Source organism: Mesorhizobium sp. CA13, from assembly GCF_020165235.1.
GTDB lineage: Bacteria > Pseudomonadota > Alphaproteobacteria > Rhizobiales > Rhizobiaceae > Mesorhizobium.
On record NZ_JAIUHS010000007.1, the window covers coordinates 182753 to 197424 of the forward strand.

14 protein-coding genes and 1 tRNA gene are annotated in these 14672 nt (G+C 65.7%); 6 read left to right on the forward strand and 9 right to left on the reverse strand.

All coding sequences use genetic code 11. The annotated features are described in order from the left end of the window. Positions 1–7: 7 nt before the first annotated feature. Positions 8–430, reverse strand: coding sequence for a metallopeptidase family protein (locus LB566_RS18240; protein ID WP_140550559.1), 423 nt, complete (start codon positions 428–430; stop codon positions 8–10). Between the two features lie 267 nt (positions 431–697). Between LB566_RS18240 and LB566_RS18245 the strand changes: the two genes are divergently transcribed. From LB566_RS18245 to LB566_RS18255, 3 genes are read left to right on the forward strand one after another with little or no spacing between them, the layout of a single operon-like run. Beyond that, positions 698–1783: an ImuA family protein gene (locus LB566_RS18245; RefSeq protein WP_224625394.1), complete on the forward strand. Its 1086-nt coding sequence runs from the start codon at positions 698–700 to the stop codon at positions 1781–1783. Continuing rightward, positions 1725–3200 carry a DUF6504 family protein gene (locus LB566_RS18250; RefSeq protein ID WP_224625395.1) on the forward strand — a complete coding sequence of 492 codons (1476 nt, stop codon included), beginning with the start codon at positions 1725–1727 and terminating at the stop codon, positions 3198–3200. Before LB566_RS18245 ends, LB566_RS18250 begins: the two co-directional genes overlap by 59 nt. Then, positions 3197–6475 (forward strand): error-prone DNA polymerase, encoded by a 3279-nt coding sequence (locus LB566_RS18255; protein WP_224625396.1) that lies wholly within the window; start codon positions 3197–3199, stop codon positions 6473–6475. The genes LB566_RS18250 and LB566_RS18255 overlap by 4 nt, the downstream gene beginning before the upstream one ends. Positions 6476–6728: 253 nt before the next feature. Here LB566_RS18255 and LB566_RS18260 read toward each other — a convergent pair whose 3' ends face one another. From LB566_RS18260 to LB566_RS18275, 4 genes are all read right to left on the reverse strand, one after another. After that, positions 6729–6980 carry a Trm112 family protein gene (locus LB566_RS18260; RefSeq protein WP_140550563.1) on the reverse strand — a complete coding sequence of 84 codons (252 nt, stop codon included), beginning with the start codon at positions 6978–6980 and terminating at the stop codon, positions 6729–6731. Between the two features lie 19 nt (positions 6981–6999). Then, positions 7000–7671, reverse strand: coding sequence for an LON peptidase substrate-binding domain-containing protein (locus LB566_RS18265; RefSeq protein ID WP_140550937.1), 672 nt, complete (start codon positions 7669–7671; stop codon positions 7000–7002). 162 nt (positions 7672–7833) lie between these two features. After that, the gene (trxA, locus tag LB566_RS18270; RefSeq protein ID WP_224625397.1) at positions 7834–8826 is read right to left on the reverse strand and encodes a thioredoxin; all 993 of its coding nucleotides are present in this window, start codon (positions 8824–8826) and stop codon (positions 7834–7836) included. 78 nt (positions 8827–8904) lie between these two features. Next, the gene (locus LB566_RS18275) at positions 8905–9402 is read right to left on the reverse strand and encodes a prolyl-tRNA synthetase associated domain-containing protein (protein ID WP_140639513.1); all 498 of its coding nucleotides are present in this window, start codon (positions 9400–9402) and stop codon (positions 8905–8907) included. Positions 9403–9609: 207 nt separating this feature from the next. On the opposite strand from LB566_RS18275, the gene LB566_RS18280 reads away from it, so the two are divergent. Next, positions 9610–9684, forward strand: a tRNA-Gly gene (locus LB566_RS18280). A 221-nt stretch (positions 9685–9905) separates the two neighbouring features. Further along, positions 9906–10469 carry a type 1 glutamine amidotransferase domain-containing protein gene (locus tag LB566_RS18285; protein ID WP_224625398.1) on the forward strand — a complete coding sequence of 188 codons (564 nt, stop codon included), beginning with the start codon at positions 9906–9908 and terminating at the stop codon, positions 10467–10469. A 51-nt stretch (positions 10470–10520) separates the two neighbouring features. Here LB566_RS18285 and LB566_RS18290 read toward each other — a convergent pair whose 3' ends face one another. Continuing rightward, on the reverse strand, positions 10521–11318 hold the full coding sequence (locus LB566_RS18290; protein WP_224625399.1) for a SapC family protein: 798 nt from the start codon (positions 11316–11318) through the stop codon (positions 10521–10523). A 499-nt stretch (positions 11319–11817) separates the two neighbouring features. On the opposite strand from LB566_RS18290, the gene LB566_RS18295 reads away from it, so the two are divergent. Then, positions 11818–12093 (forward strand): DUF6916 family protein, encoded by a 276-nt coding sequence (locus tag LB566_RS18295; protein WP_224625400.1) that lies wholly within the window; start codon positions 11818–11820, stop codon positions 12091–12093. A 146-nt stretch (positions 12094–12239) separates the two neighbouring features. Here LB566_RS18295 and LB566_RS18300 read toward each other — a convergent pair whose 3' ends face one another. The 3 genes from LB566_RS18300 to LB566_RS18310 are packed head-to-tail and all read right to left on the reverse strand — an operon-like array spanning position 12240 to position 14667. Next, a complete protein-coding gene (locus LB566_RS18300; RefSeq protein ID WP_224625401.1) occupies positions 12240–12782 on the reverse strand; it encodes a GNAT family N-acetyltransferase in 543 nt (180 codons plus the stop codon). 11 nt (positions 12783–12793) lie between these two features. Then, the gene (locus tag LB566_RS18305) at positions 12794–14116 is read right to left on the reverse strand and encodes a hypothetical protein (RefSeq protein ID WP_224625402.1); all 1323 of its coding nucleotides are present in this window, start codon (positions 14114–14116) and stop codon (positions 12794–12796) included. A gap of 29 nt (positions 14117–14145) precedes the next feature. Continuing rightward, a complete protein-coding gene (locus tag LB566_RS18310) occupies positions 14146–14667 on the reverse strand; it encodes a phage tail protein (RefSeq protein WP_224625403.1) in 522 nt (173 codons plus the stop codon). Positions 14668–14672: the final 5 nt, after the last annotated feature.

Genomic DNA, 14672 nt, shown 5'->3' on the forward strand with positions numbered 1-14672 from the left:
AGAACCGTCACTCGGCCGCCTCTTCGATCTTCTCCATATCGTCGTCCGACAGGCCGAAATGGTGGCCGATCTCGTGGATCAGCACATGGGTGACGATGTCGCCCAAGGTCTCCTCGTTCTCGGCCCAGTAGTCGAGAATGGCGCGGCGGTAGAGCGTGACGCGGTTCGGGCCTTCGCCGGTCTGTGGGTTCCAGCGCTCGGCAATGCCGCGTCCCTCGAATAGGCCGAGCAGGTCGAAGGGCGTTTCCAGCGACAGGTCGTCCATGATCTCGTCGGTCGGGAATTCGGCGATCTGGATGATGATCTCGCCGGTCAGCTTGCGAAAATCCTCGGGCAGATGGGCGTAGGCCTCCAGCGCCAGGAACTCCATCTCGTCGATCGACGGCGAAAGCTGGTCATGCCAGACGCGGGTCTTGTAGATGCGGGCCATGCTTTGTCCTTTGATCCCGGCATATAGGCTTTCGCGCCACAATCGGCAAATGACGCGGGATTTCCCCGGTTCAAACCCGGAGCAGGGAATTGCGCATGGCGCCGGGGGCCGTTTCGCCTGGCTTGGGGGCGCGGCCGGCTTTCCCGGCCAAACGCGACACTCCTATCGGAGAGGAATAAATTCCCCGTGAGTCTGCTTGACTCTTGGGGTCGCCTCTGGAATCAATAGGAACATAACAGGAACAATTGTGAGTGGAAGCTGACCGTCATGGCGATGACCGCCGTGGCGCGGGAGACTGTTTTTGCCCTGCGCCGCCAGATCGCGAAGATCGAGGGAACGCTGCCCGAGCGCCTGCAGGCGCCGGCCGGCGCGGCTTCCGACGACGGCATGGCCGACGCGGACCGCACCGTGGTCCGGCGCGGCATCGCCGTGGCCAGGCCGGATGCTTTCCTGCGCACCGGCGTCGGCCGGCTCGATGCCCTCTTGGGGGGCCATTTGGGCGACGATCTGGGCGGCGGCCTGCCGAAAGCGGCCTTGAACGAAATCCATGGCGTCGAGACCCGCGATGCCGGAGCCGTCGCCGGCTTCGCCCTGTCGCTCGCCAGCCTGATCCTCAAGCCCAGCCTGATCCTCAAGCAAGGATCGCGATTGCCGGTGCTTTGGATCGGCACCCAGGAGGTTTTTCGCGAGGCGGGCTTTCCCTATGCAAGGGGCCTCCACGCCGCCTTCGGCATCGAGCCGGAGCAATTGCTGTTTTCCGAGGCGCCAAGGCTCGCCGATGCGCTGTGGGTCGCCGAGGAGGCGGCCCGCATGACGGCGCTCGCCGCCGTCATCCTTGAAGTCCGCGGCAATCCGCAGCGGCTGGACCTGACCGCGACGCGCCGGCTGCACGCCCGCGCGCAGAGCGCCGGCCGGCCGGTCTTCCTGCTGCGGCAGGCGGCCGAACCCGAACCGACGGCGGCGCCCGTCCGCCTCATCGTCTCGCCGGCGCCGGCAGGGCCGCGCGACACGGTCGCCGGGCCGCTTGCCGGCTCGATCGGCCGCCCCGCCTTCACCATCAACATCGGCAAGAGCCGCACGGCCCTGCCAGGACAATTCATATTGGAGTGGAACCCCGATGAACGCGTATTCGATGAAAGAAAGATTGGGGAAAGAAGGATTGGGGAAAGAAGGGCCGGGGAAGAACGAGCAAAGAATCCTGTCCCTGTGGTTTCCCTATCTCGCGGCCGAACGGATCCTGCGGCAGCGCCTGGGGCGGTCCTGGCGTTCCCGGCCGTCGGATCACCGGCCGCTGGTGATCAGCCATCGCGACAGCAACGCGCAGCGCATCTTAGCCCTCGACGAGCGGGCTGAGGCGCTGCATCTGAAGCCCGGCATGGGCATTGCCGACGCGCGCGCCATGCATCCGTCGATCGACATAATGGAGGCCGATGCCGAAGCCGACCGGCGCCTGCTCGAAGGCCTTGCCGACTGGTGCGACCGCTACACTCCGCTGGTGGCGCTCGACGGGACCGACGGCCTGTTCCTCGACGTCACCGGCTGCACCCATCTTTTCGGCGGCGAACGCACCATGCTGGACGAGATCCTGTCGCGCTTCTTCCAGCAAGGGTTCGACGTCCGCGCCGGTCTTGCCGCGACGCCCGGCGCCGCCTGGGCGGCGGCGCGGTTCTGCGGCGACCGCATCGTTGCCGGCGGCGAGGAGGAAGCGCTTCTGGCGCCCTTGCCGCTGGCGGCGCTGCGCATCGCGCCGGAAATCCGCGCCAGCCTGGAAAGTGTGGGCCTGCGTACGGCGGGCGCGGTCATGGCCGCGCCGCGCGCGCCGCTCGCCCGCCGCTTCGGCGGCTCCCTGCTGTTGCGCCTCGACCAGGCGCTCGGCCGCCTCGACGAGGCGGTGTCGCCGCGCCTGCCCGTCGCGCCGCTTTCGGTCGAACGCCATTTGGCCGAGCCCGTCACGCTGACAGAGGACATAGAACGGCTGGTGGGCATGCTGGCGACGACCCTGAAGATCGACCTCGAGCGGCGCGGCGAAGGCGCGAGAAGCCTGGCGCTGCTCTTGTTCCGCGTCGACGGCGCCGTCAGCCGCATCGCGCTCGGCACGTCGCGGCCGATGCGCGAACCGCGGCTGATCCAGAAATTGTTCCATGAGCGGCTGGCCGCCCTCGAGCAGCATATCGATGCCGGCTATGGCTTCGACCTGGTGCGGCTCTCGGTGCTGGCGGCGGCCGCCTTCGACATGCCGCAAGCCGACCTGACAGGCGAAGCGACCGACGACGGCGCCGATATCGCGCTGTTCGCCGACCGCATCCGCGCCCGGCTTGGCGAGGGGGCGGTTCTCAAGCCGGTCGCCGTGGAAAGCCACCTGCCCGAGCGTGCCGTCGCCACCATCCCCTTCACGGAAACCCCGCGCCGCACCACGCCGCCGAAGAAACCGGACAGGATGCAGGCGCCGATGACCATCTTCCCTCCGGAGCGACCGATCCGGCTTTTCCGCTCGCCCGAGCCGATCGAGGTGCCGGCCACCGAAATGCCCGAGGGACCGCCGCTGAATTTCCGCTGGCGGCGCGCGCTCTACCGGGTCACCCGGGCCGAAGGGCCCGAACGCATCGCGCCGGAATGGTGGCGTGAATTTTCAAGCGACGAGGCGGCGTCGACACGCGACTATTTCCGTATCGAGGATGCCGACGGCCGCCGCTACTGGCTCTACCGGCAAGGTCTCTATGGCGGCTCTGAAATCCCGCCGCGCTGGTTCCTGCACGGGGTCTTCGCATGAACGCGCTGATCGCCATTCCCTATGCGGAATTCGGTATCCAGTCGAATTTCTCCTTCCTGCGCGGCGCTTCCAAGCCGGAAGAGCTGGTCGTCGCGGCCAAGCTCATGGGGTTCTCCGCGATCGGGCTCGCCGACCGCAACACGGTGGCGGGCGTGGTGCGCGCCTGGCAGCAGGCCAAGGTCGAGACGCTTGCCTACCACCCCGGCTGCCGGCTGGTCTTCTGCGACGGCACGCCGGACATTCTCGCCTATCCGCGGAACCGCAAGGGCTGGGGACATCTGTGCCGCATGCTCACGCAAGCCAATCTGCGCGAGGAGAATGAAAAGGGGGCGACCCTTCTGCGGCGCGACGATCTTCTCGAATGGGGCGATCTGATGTCGCTGGCGGTCCTGCCCGACCTCACGGCGGGGGCCGAGGGAGCATTGGCCCTGCTTGGCGAGCTCAAGCACCGTTTCGGCAAAAGCCTGCGGCTTGGCGTTTCGCCCGATTATGCGGGAAACGACCGCTTCAGGATCGAGCAGGCGGCGGCGATGGCGGAGCTGGCCGGCCTGCCCTTGATGGCGACCAACGACGTTCTCTACCACACGGCCGAACGGCGCCCCCTCCAGGACGTGCTGACCGCGATCCGCCTCAACATTCCCGTTTCGGAGGTCGGGCTGGAACTCACGGCGAATGCCGAGCGCCATCTGAAGCCGCCGCTGGAGATGGCGCGCCTGTTCCGCAGGCATCCGGAGGCGCTGGCCGAAACGCTGCGCTTTGCGCAGGAACTGACCTTCTCGCTCAGCGACCTTCAGTACAACTACCCCGACGAGCCGACGCAATCGGGCCTCGGCCCGCAGGCGGAGCTGGAAAGGCTGGCGCGGGAGGGGGCGGCCAGGCGCTATCCCTCGGGCGTGCCGCAATCGGTGACGAAGCGCATCGAGGAGGAGCTCGCCCTCATCGAGCGCCTGAACTATGCCCGTTATTTCCTGACCGTCCACGACATCGTCACATTCGCCCGCAGCCAGGACATTCTCTGCCAGGGGCGCGGTTCGGCCGCCAATTCGGTCGTCTGCTTTTGCATCGGCATCACCGAGGTCGGGCCGGAGCGGATCGACACGCTGTTCGAACGCTTCATCTCCGAGGAGAGGAACGAGCCGCCCGACATTGACGTCGATTTCGAGCATGAGAAGCGCGAGACGGTCATCCAATATATTTACGAGAAATACAGCTCCAAGCGCACCGCGCTGGCCGCCGCCGTCATCAGCTATCGCGGCCGCTCGGCGCTGCGCGAAGTGTCGAAGGCGATGGGCCTGTCCGAGGATGTCAGGGCGTCGCTGTCCGGCTCGATCTGGGGCTGGTCGACCTCCGAACTTGGCGAGAAGGAAGCCCGGGCCGGCGGCCTCGACCGCACCGATCCCATATCGCGACATGTGATGGAGCGCGCCAACGAGATCATGGGCTTTCCGCGCCATCTCTCCCAGCATGTCGGCGGCTTCGTCATCACCAGGGACCGACTCGACGAGATCGTCCCCATCGTCAAGACGGCGATGGAGGAACGCAAGATGGTCGAATGGGACAAGGACGATCTCGACGCGGTGAAGATCCTCAAGGTCGACGTGCTGGCGCTCGGCATGCTGACCTGCCTGAAGCGCGCCTTCACTCTGCTGACGGACCATTATCCGCAGGCGCGAGACCCTTACGGGCAGCCCTATGTCCTTGCCACCCTGCCGGAAGAGGCGGAGCCGGTCTATAAAATGATCGGTCGCGCCGACACGATCGGCGTCTTCCAGATCGAATCGCGCGCGCAGATGTCGATGCTGCCGCGTCTCAAACCAAAAAAATTCTATGACCTTGTCATCGAGGTGGCGATCGTGCGGCCCGGCCCGATCCAGGGCGACATGGTCCACCCCTATCTGCGCCGCCGGCAAGGCAAGGAGCAGCCTGAGTATCAGAAACCGGAGCTGGAGGCGATCCTCCACAAGACGCTGGGCGTCCCTCTGTTCCAGGAACAGGCGATGAACATCGCCATCGTGGCCGGTGGCTTCAAGCCGGGCGAGGCCGACGAGTTGCGCCGCGCCATGGCCACCTTCAAGCGCACCGGCACGATCGGCAATTACCGCCGGCGGATGATCGACGGCATGGTCGGCAAGGGCTACACCCGGGACTTCGCCGAACGCTGTTTCAAGCAGATCGAGGGTTTTGGCGAATACGGCTTTCCCGAAAGCCATGCCGCCTCCTTCGCGCTGCTGGTCTATGCTTCGTGCTGGTTCAAGACCTTCTATCCCGACGTGTTCTGCGCCGCGATCCTGAATTCGCAGCCGATGGGTTTCTACCAGCCGGCGCAATTGGTGCGCGACGCGCGCGATCATGGCGTCGACATCCGCGAGGTCGACGTCAATTTCTCCGTCTGGGACTGCACGCTGGAACAGGCGACTTTCGACCCGGCCCACATCCTGCCGCGCCATGCCGAAATGCGCGGCGTCATCGCGACGCAGCACGCGGTGCGGCTCGGCTTCAGGCAGATCAAGGGACTTTCCAAGGAGCGTATGGAAGCCTTCGTCGAGCGGCGCGGTTCAAGCTACGCATCCGTCCGGGATGTCTGGCTGCGCTCCGGCCTCGATGTCGGCGAGCTCGAAAGGTTGGCGCAGGCCGACGCTTTTCGGTCCATCGGCCTCGACCGCCGCGCGGCACTATGGGCCGTGCGCGCGCTGGACGGCAAGAGCGCCGCCGAGAAGCTGCCGCTGTTCGACCGGCCAGCCCTTGGCCTGCGCGAGCTGGAGCCCGAAACGAAACTGCCCAGAATGCCGCTCGGCGAGCATGTCATCCATGATTACCGCTCGCTCGGCCTGTCCTTGAAGGCGCATCCGGTCGCCTTCCTGCGCGAGCGGCTCGACCGGGCCGGGGTCATCCCCAATGCCAGGTTGGGCTCCGTGCGGGACGGACGGCGCGTCTCGGTCGCCGGGCTCGTCCTGGTGCGGCAGCGGCCCGGCAAGGGCAATGCGGTCTTCCTGACGCTGGAGGATGACGAGGCCGTCGCCAACGTCATCTTCTGGGAGCGGACCTTCGACCGTTTCCGGCCCATCGTCATGGGCGCGCGCTTCGTCAAGGTCACCGGCAAATTGCAGTCGGAATCGGACGTCATTCACATCGTCGCCGAGAAGATCGAGGATCTGACGCCCTGGCTGACGGTGCTCCTGGAGGAGGTGAAGCCGGACGCGCCGGCCCGGCAGGATATCGCGACGCTGGCGGACAAGGCGGAAAAGGTCATGCCCAGGGGGCGCAATTTTCAGTAGGGCCAGGGCGTGATCTGCGGCAAGAAATCGTCCGATACTGATAAGGCAGCGGGACAGCACCCCCCTTTGTCCTGCCGGGCATCTCCCCCACTTGGGTCCCACTTGGGGGGAGATTGGCAGCTTCGGCTGCAGCGCTCTTTTTTGGACGTTGAAAATTGGCGAAAGCCGTTGTGACGTCCGATCTCCCTCGTGGGAGATGTCCGGCAGGGCAGAGGGGGGCGCCGTAGAACGCCGGCCTCAAATGACCACCCAGTCACGTCGAGCCGGCCGGCCCGCCCAGCCGGGGCGGCGACAGCACGTCTTCCGCCGGGATGCTCCGCGCCTCCGAAGGCAGCATGATCGGGATGCCGTCGCGCACGGGATAGGCGAGCTTGGCGACCCGCGAGATCAGTTCGCCGCGCTCGGGATCCCAGGCCAGCGGCCCCTTGGTCAGCGGGCAAGCCAGTAGCTCCAGCATCCTGGGGTCGACATTCGCTCTCTTTCCGTCACGCCCATCCGCCGCCATCGTGCCCTCTCTCAACATCCTACTGCAGGCTCGAGCCAAAATCCTCGTTCTCGCGCGCCAGCGCCATTTCGGTGATGGCGATCAGCGTTTCGGCGCGGGTTTTCAGATCGGCCGCTTCGAGCAGCGCCTGTTTCTCGGCCGGCCCATAGGGCGCCATCATCGACAGCGCGTTGACCAGCATGGCGTTTTCGGCCCGGCTGACGCTTTCCCAGTCGGCCTCCAGATCGTTGGCCTGAAGATAGGAGCGGAACGCCCGCAGCAGCGCCGGCCGGTCGACCTCCGCGGCCGCCTGGTCCTCGTCGAGATCGGCGAGAAAGGGGGCGATCTTGCCTTGGCGGAACGGCGTCTTGACCGTCAGCTCATGGGTGACACGGAACCGGCACACGCCCTGCAGCGAAATCAGGTAGCGGCCGTCGCCGGTCTCGGAAAGCGCTATGATGCGGCCGGCGCAGCCGACATTGCAGAGCTCCGGCTCGCCATCGTCGCGCAAGGCGCCGTCGAGGCTGGGCTGGATGACGCCGATCAGCCGGGAGCCGGCGATCGCCTCGTCGACCATCTGCAGGTAGCGCGGCTCGAAGATGTTGAGCGGCATGCGGCCGCCCGGCAGCAGAAGCGCGCCCTCGAGCGGAAAGACCGGAATGGTCGACGGCAGATCCTTGCCGAGCCGGTAGTGAGCGTTTCCCGCCTGCACCTCGTTCCTCCGATCGCTTCGCCCGGGAAGCGCGTCCATGCCGCGATCCGCCTGTCGCCGCCCGGGCTGTTGGCCTCCCGAGGGAAAGGCGGGCCGGATTGGTCCTATCTGGCGCGGCCAGCACCGGGTGCAAGCCCCGCGCGGCCATTCGGCCGCGCTGGCTCAGGAAAACAGCAGCGACGACAATTTGCGCCGCGCGGCAAGCGTCGCCTCGTCGGTCATGCCCCAGGCCTCGAAAAAGCGCAGCAATTGCGCCCTGGCACCGTCCTCGTTCCAGCCGCGATCAGCCTTGATGATGGCCAGGAGATTGTCGGCGGCCGCGTGGCGCTCGCCCCTGGCGTTCTGAACCATGGCCAGATCGAAGCGGGCCTGATGGTCGTCAGGATTCTCGGCCAGGCGGCGCTCGAACTCCGCCGGGTTGCCGAGTTCGGACGCTTGCGCGGCCAAAGTCATCCTGGCGCGCAGCGCGGCCAGCGGCGGCGCATCGGCCTTGGCCTCCGGCGCCCGCGCCAGCATTGCCTCGGCGCCTTCGACATCACCGGCCTCGAACAGCAATTCACCCAGCCCCGCTATTGCCTCGATCGTTTCCGGCGCCTGCTCGAGCACGGCGTCATAGATGTCGGCCGCCGTCTGCACGTCGCCGGCCGTGCGGGCCTCGGCCGCCGCCGCCAGCGCCTCGGTCACATCAGGAGCCCCACTGCCCTTGCCGCCGACCTTGTCGATGAACTGGGCGATCTGGCTCTCGGGGATGGCGCCCATGAAGCCGTCGACCGGCTGGCCGTCCTTGAAGGCGATGACCGCGGGAATGGACTGGATGCCGAGCTGGCCGGCGATCGAGGGATGGTCGTCGATGTTCATCTTGACCAGCTTGACCTTGCCCCCGGCGGCGCGGACCGCCTTTTCCAGTTGCGGCGTCAGCTGCTTGCACGGCCCGCACCACGGCGCCCAGAAATCCACCAGCACCGGCTGGCGGCGCGATTCCTGGATGACGTCGGCGGCAAAGGCCGCGGTGGTGGTATCCTTGATGACGTCGCCGGCGGGCGCGGCGCCAGCCGCAGGTTTTTGCGGTTCCGCGCCGCCGCCATACTGCACCGTCGTGGCATACTGGCCGCCGCTATTGCCAAAGGAGCCGCCAAACGGATTGTTGTCACTCATGTCGTCGCCCTTTCGGTGGCGCCAGCGGATCGGCGCACTGTCCTTGGTTGGAAACCGGTTTCGCCATCCATGTGGCGATCATGCCGAGACTTTCAAGATAGCAGCATCGTGCCCGGTTGCCTCGACGAATCTGACGAGGTCGCCCGATGCGATCGACGTCGTCGCCTCATTGGTCAGCGGATGCGCGTTGATCACCGCATGCCGCATCAGCGCCTCGTCGAGCACGACCTTGACCCTGTGCTGCGTGTCGTTGATCAGGCCAAACACCGTGACTGCGCCCGGCGCGACGCCCAGAAGCTCCATCAGCATCTCCGGTTTGCCGAAGGAAACGCGGCCGGCGGCGCCGATCACATGATGGATCTGCTTCAGGTCGACGACAGCGTCCTCGCCGACCGTGACCAGGAAGAAGGCGTCCTTCTTGTCCTTCAGGAACAGGTTTTTGGTGTGGCCGCCGGCGATTTCGCCGCGCAGCGCCTGCGAATCGGCGACCGTATAGAGCGGTGGATGGCGTTTCGTCGAAACGGCGATGCCGAGTTCGGCAAGAAAGGCAAAGAGCTCGGCTTCGGTCCTGGGCATGGGTTCTCGTCTTCGGCTGGTTTTCCAGCCATGCCGTTTACGGCCAATGACATGGTCGAGACAAGACCGCCGCGCGACGCGGCGCCGAATCCTTCCGGCTGCCGCCGGCGGCCCCGCCGGCGCATTGAAAAAAGCCTGCGATTTCCCTGTTGCAATCGCCGCGCTCTTCAGCCATATAGGCCCGGCTTGCGGCCCAAAGCCGCGCGAGCGGGTGTAGCTCAGGGGTAGAGCACAACCTTGCCAAGGTTGGGGTCGAGCGTTCGAATCGCTTCACCCGCTCCAGTTTCCTCTAGGGGATCAAGCATCGAAAAAGCCGCGGTTTCCCGCGGCTTTTTCGCTTTCTGGCGGACCTCGACAGGATAGGGCGCCGGGGCCGCGGCGGCCCCGCGGTCTTTCGTCGCGATCCTTCCGGTCACGTGCTCCGGTCACATAAGGTTACAGTGAGGAACGGTACCGGTTCAGGCTCGTTAGCCCTGCATCCAATCCAACCATGGAGGAAAACGATGCAGGATATTTCCGGCAAGCGCGTCGCCATCCTTGCGACGAATGGTTTCGAACAGTCCGAGCTTGAAGTGCCGCTGAGCAAACTGCGCCAGGCCGGCGCCGAGGTCGAAATCGTGTCGCTCGAAAGCGGCAAGATCAAGGGCTGGGACCACAAGGATTGGGGCCGCGAAGTTCCGGTCGACAAGACCTTGGAGGAGGCCCGGGCCGATGCCTACGATGCGATCGTTCTGCCCGGCGGCGTCATCAATCCCGACCTCTTGCGGGTCGAGCGCAAGGCGCTGGATTTCATCAGTTCGTTCTGGTCGGCCAACAAGGTCGTCGGTGCGATCTGCCATGCGCCCTGGCTTCTGGTCGAGACCGGGATCATCAAAACCCGCCGCGTCACATCCTACAAGTCGATCAAGACCGACGTGATCAATGCCGGCGGCTTGTGGCAAGACAGCGCGGTCGTCACCGACCAGGGGCTGGTCACCAGTCGCAATCCCGGCGATCTCGATGCCTTCTGCGACAAGCTCACGGAGGAGATCAGGGAAGGGCGGCACGACAGGCGGGCCGCGGCTTAGCACCGAGCCTCGTTCACCAGCCGCGCCGCCAAGGATCTCGGCCTAGGTTGTTCAGGCGCTCTTCGCCCCTTCCGCCTTGCGCAGCGACGCCTGATGCACCAGCGACGTCCAGCTGTTGGTCGAGGCAAGGTGGCAGTAGAGCAGGCTGAGCGCGCCTGATTTCCTCAGGTCGAGGAAGGCCTCGTCGCTCAATCTGTTAAAGGCGGCCTCGTCGATCACCTGGAAATCGGTGAGGTTCAGCACCTCGCCGCCTTCCAGCGTCACCTTGCTCTGGCGCGGCGCGAACAGGGCATGGGCGTCGATCTTGTCGACCATCTCGCGGGTCGCCCTGAAGTCGATCTGGAACTGGTTGCAGAAGGCGAGCGCCTGCTTCGTCGCCTCCGTCGCCTCGTTGCCGCTGAAGAACGGCAGCACCTTGTCGTCGCGGAACGGCGCCAGGAGCTGGTCGATGACGCGCTCGCTCGCCCGGTCCACGCACAGCGTCAGCCGGCCGGGCTGCTTGGGATCGTCGGCGAGGATGAAGGGATAGCGGCGGACATAGGCGGGGATATAGTGCGGCCCGGCCCACTTGCCGTCGGCGTCGACGAACAGGTTCTCGTCCTGGCGCAGGCCGGTGATGATGACGGGCGCCTTGGCGGGGCCGATGAAAACGATCGGGTAGGAGCGCATCGCCGCCGGCATCTCCGAGGCCACCACCGGGATGGCATGCGCCGAGCGGGCGAAGGAGAAGTCGCTGCGCGCCGTCAGGCCGAGCGAGCCGTGCCGCGCCGGAGTGAGCGCCTCGGGCCTGGAATAGAACAGCGGCAAGGCCTCGCCCGCCGTTTCCGTCTTCGCACCGCTGTCAGCCATGTGTCCGTTTTCCTCCTCGCGCCGGCCAACCGGGCCGGCCCGTCCAGCATTGAATTCCCAAAGCGGGATCTGTTCTTGTTGCGCCGGCCTCGCTTCGAAGCAATCCCGCGCAGGGACAAAGTACTACAGCGTCGCCGTCGCGTATAAAAGGACATGCGCTGCTGTATTTTGGCCTTTGCGCCTTAGTCGCCTTGCAGGACGCCCGCAACCATACGGGCCCTGGAGCGGTTCACCGTTTCCCGGAAACGGCGAGCCGCTCTATCTCCTTGTTTTTGCGCAATTCCCCAGGAAAAGCGCTGCGCGCTTTTCCCGGGAAAACCGTACACACTTTTCCTGGAATTGCTCTATGGACAGCTTGCCGCGAAGCGGCGATAGTGGCCTCGCATGGTAAAATTCCGGGAGCCGTAGCGTCTTGCGTCCGGAATTGCGAGGAAATGAGGAGCCGGAGCGGGGCTGCGCTTGGCCGCCCGCTCCAGCAAGCGCTTTGAAGCGGGGTGGCATGGCGTCGGCATCGGATTTCGAACAGGCGGTCGGGCAGGCATTCACCGTCGAGGCCGGCGGCAGGCAGATCGCGCTCGAATTGAGCGCGGTCAACCGCATCGCCTCCAGCCCGCGCCCGGGCGGCGGTTTCTCGCTGCTGTTCAAGGGCCCGCGCGCAACCGCGCTGCCGCAGGCGACTTACCGCTTCGCCGGCAATGGCGATACCCACGATATCTTCATCGTGCCTGTGGCCGCCGACGCGACGGGACTGCTTTATGAGGCGGTCTTCAATTAGAGTTTGGAAGCAGGCGTGAGCGCAGCAGTAGTGCGATTTGTGAGACGCTGGCGCGAAGGGTCGGTAGCGAACAAGCACCGCCGAATTGTGCGGCGACCGGAACAGGATTCTCGGCCCGGGAATGACGAAGCGGATGGCGTTCCCGTTCACCCACTGTCCGCGCCACCCCGCGGCGGCGCGCACGCCATTAGATCGTAGACGCCCTTGTCCTCGACCACTGCGAAGCCGAGCTCGAGATAGAGCCGCCTGGCCGGATTGTTCTTCTCGACATGGATCGAGGCCGATTTGCCCGATGACCATGCCTCGTCGATGAGGTCGCGCAGCAGTGCTGAGCCGTGACCCTTGCGGCGATGGGCCGGCAGCAAGGCGATGTCGATGATGCGATGCTGGCTCGGCCAGCGCTCGATGTAGAGGCGGCCTATGGGCTGTCCGGCCCGCTCCACCACCAGCCAGTCGGCCTCGGGATAATGCTTGCGGTAATGCGCGTGCTGCGCCTGGAACTGCATGTCGAGGAAGGCGGCTTTCTGCGCCTCGCTCCAGTCCGTCACGTCCAGTTCTTCGATACGGGTCGAGGCGTAGAGCCGCGCCAGGAACGGCATGTCGGCCTCCGTGGCGGGGCGGAAAGTGAGGCCGGCCTGCCGCGACCGCGGCCAGGCCGGGAGCCGCTGCGCCAGTTTCGCTTCTGTCACGCTGCCTGACGTCACACCGGCGGCGTCAGGTCGCGCACCACGGCAATCTGCTTGAGGTTGCTGGTGGCCAGCGCCGTCCAGGTCCACTCCCATTCCGAACTGTCCATGGCCATCTGATTGATGGTCCACAGACCATTCGTGCCGTCGTTCTGGATCATCATCGAGAACAAGGCAAGACGACCATCGGCATTGTAGTCGAGCGACAGGCGGGTGTTGGCGCCGGAGGCGTTGAAATCTCGCCATCCCGACCAGTTCTGGGTTGTGGCGTCGTATTGGGCGTTGAAGGAGTGAACATGCTGCTGGTCGGAGGCGACCAGCACGATGTCGCCGTCGCCCTGGATGCCGGCGCAGAGCGTATATCTGGGAACCCTGCTGTAGCCGGGCGTCGCCCAGGCCGTCCAGGTGTCGGAGCCGGCCGGCAATTGCTTGGTGTGCAGGACCTGGCCCTGCTGCGTCATGGCAAAGAGATTGGTGGCGCCCAGCGGACCGACAATCGGCGCCATTTCCGTGAACGGGTAGCCGGCGTCGATCTGCACCCATGGCGTCCAGTCGGCGACCGTCAGCGCCTGCGCCTTGGCCTGCTGGCAGCGATAGAGATGGAGGGCGGAGTTGATGCCGAACAGCGCGATGCGGCCGTCAGCCTGGCGTAGCGCGGTGATCGCCACAAGCTGGCCGGTCAGCTGAATCCAGGCGCTCCACGGCAGGGCGGGCGGCCTGAGCTCGTCGACGGTCACGACAATCGGTGTCGTCGTGCCGGGCGGGGTTATGGTCTTCTGCACTTGAACTATCACATCCGGGTTCTGGTAGATCCACCAGACGCGGCCCAGATTGTCGGTGAGGAAGATCTCGATGCGGCCGTCGGCATCGCGCGCCATGCACAGCTTCTGGTAGCTGGCGGCGCCGGGCGGAGCGCCGATGCCGACCGGCGCGGTCCACTTGTCGATCGGGCCGATCTGGTTGGCATCCTCGGTGATGAAGGACAGGCTGGTGGTGCCCGACAGCTGCGCAACCACGGCGACGCGACCGTCCTTGGTGAGCCCCGCGGTCATGATCACCCACGCGCCGGGCGCGATGACAGACCAGGCCGACGGCCATGGTCCGTTCGGCGAGGTCTGCGCCTTCTGGATCAGTTGTCCCTTGGCGGAATCGATGCCGACGACCATCAGCCGCGACAGCTCGAAAAAGGACCCGCCGGCGGGCATGTGCTGGTAGGCCGGCGCAGTACCGGGTCGCCGCGAGCGCGCGCTCTCGCGAGCCTTGGAGGCGGCCCTTGGCGCTGCTGCCGGCGTCTTGGCCCCGGGGGCCTTCGATTTTGGTTCTGCTGTCTTGGCCATGATATCGGTCCTGCCCTGTTGGCGGGGAATTAGCCTCTCGGCGGGAAGACGCCTTGCAGCGCGATGCAGAAGTTACAGGTGAGGTAGGGTTGCAGGTTGTTGTGCGGCTGGTCGCCGCCGGCGGGCCGTACCGCCTGATCGCTAAGCGGCGTCAACGAAGCCGTCGCCGAATAAGACGTCCCGGGCGAGGTACGCGCGAAGGATCGTGCCGGACTTGGCGTCGCCAGATTGGCGGGATTAACGTTCGCCATCATCGTGTGCCCGTGCTGCGGCATCTCCGATATCAGCAACTGCACAGTCTCCGAACCACCCGGCTCGCCGAGGCCATGTAGCGAAAGCCCTGGTCCTTGTCCCGGGTGCATCGGCGCGCGGCCTTGCAAATTTGGCAAGGCAAAGTTGGATGTGCCGTTGCCGCCATAAGTAGTGCCGAGCAGCGAGAACAATGCGGTATTCTGCGACAGCGGCAGCAATTGGCCATCGCACCAGGCCCAGCCCTTGGGCGCGAAATTGAACGGAAAGATACGGATTTCGGCGACGAACGGGTCGGCCATGACGG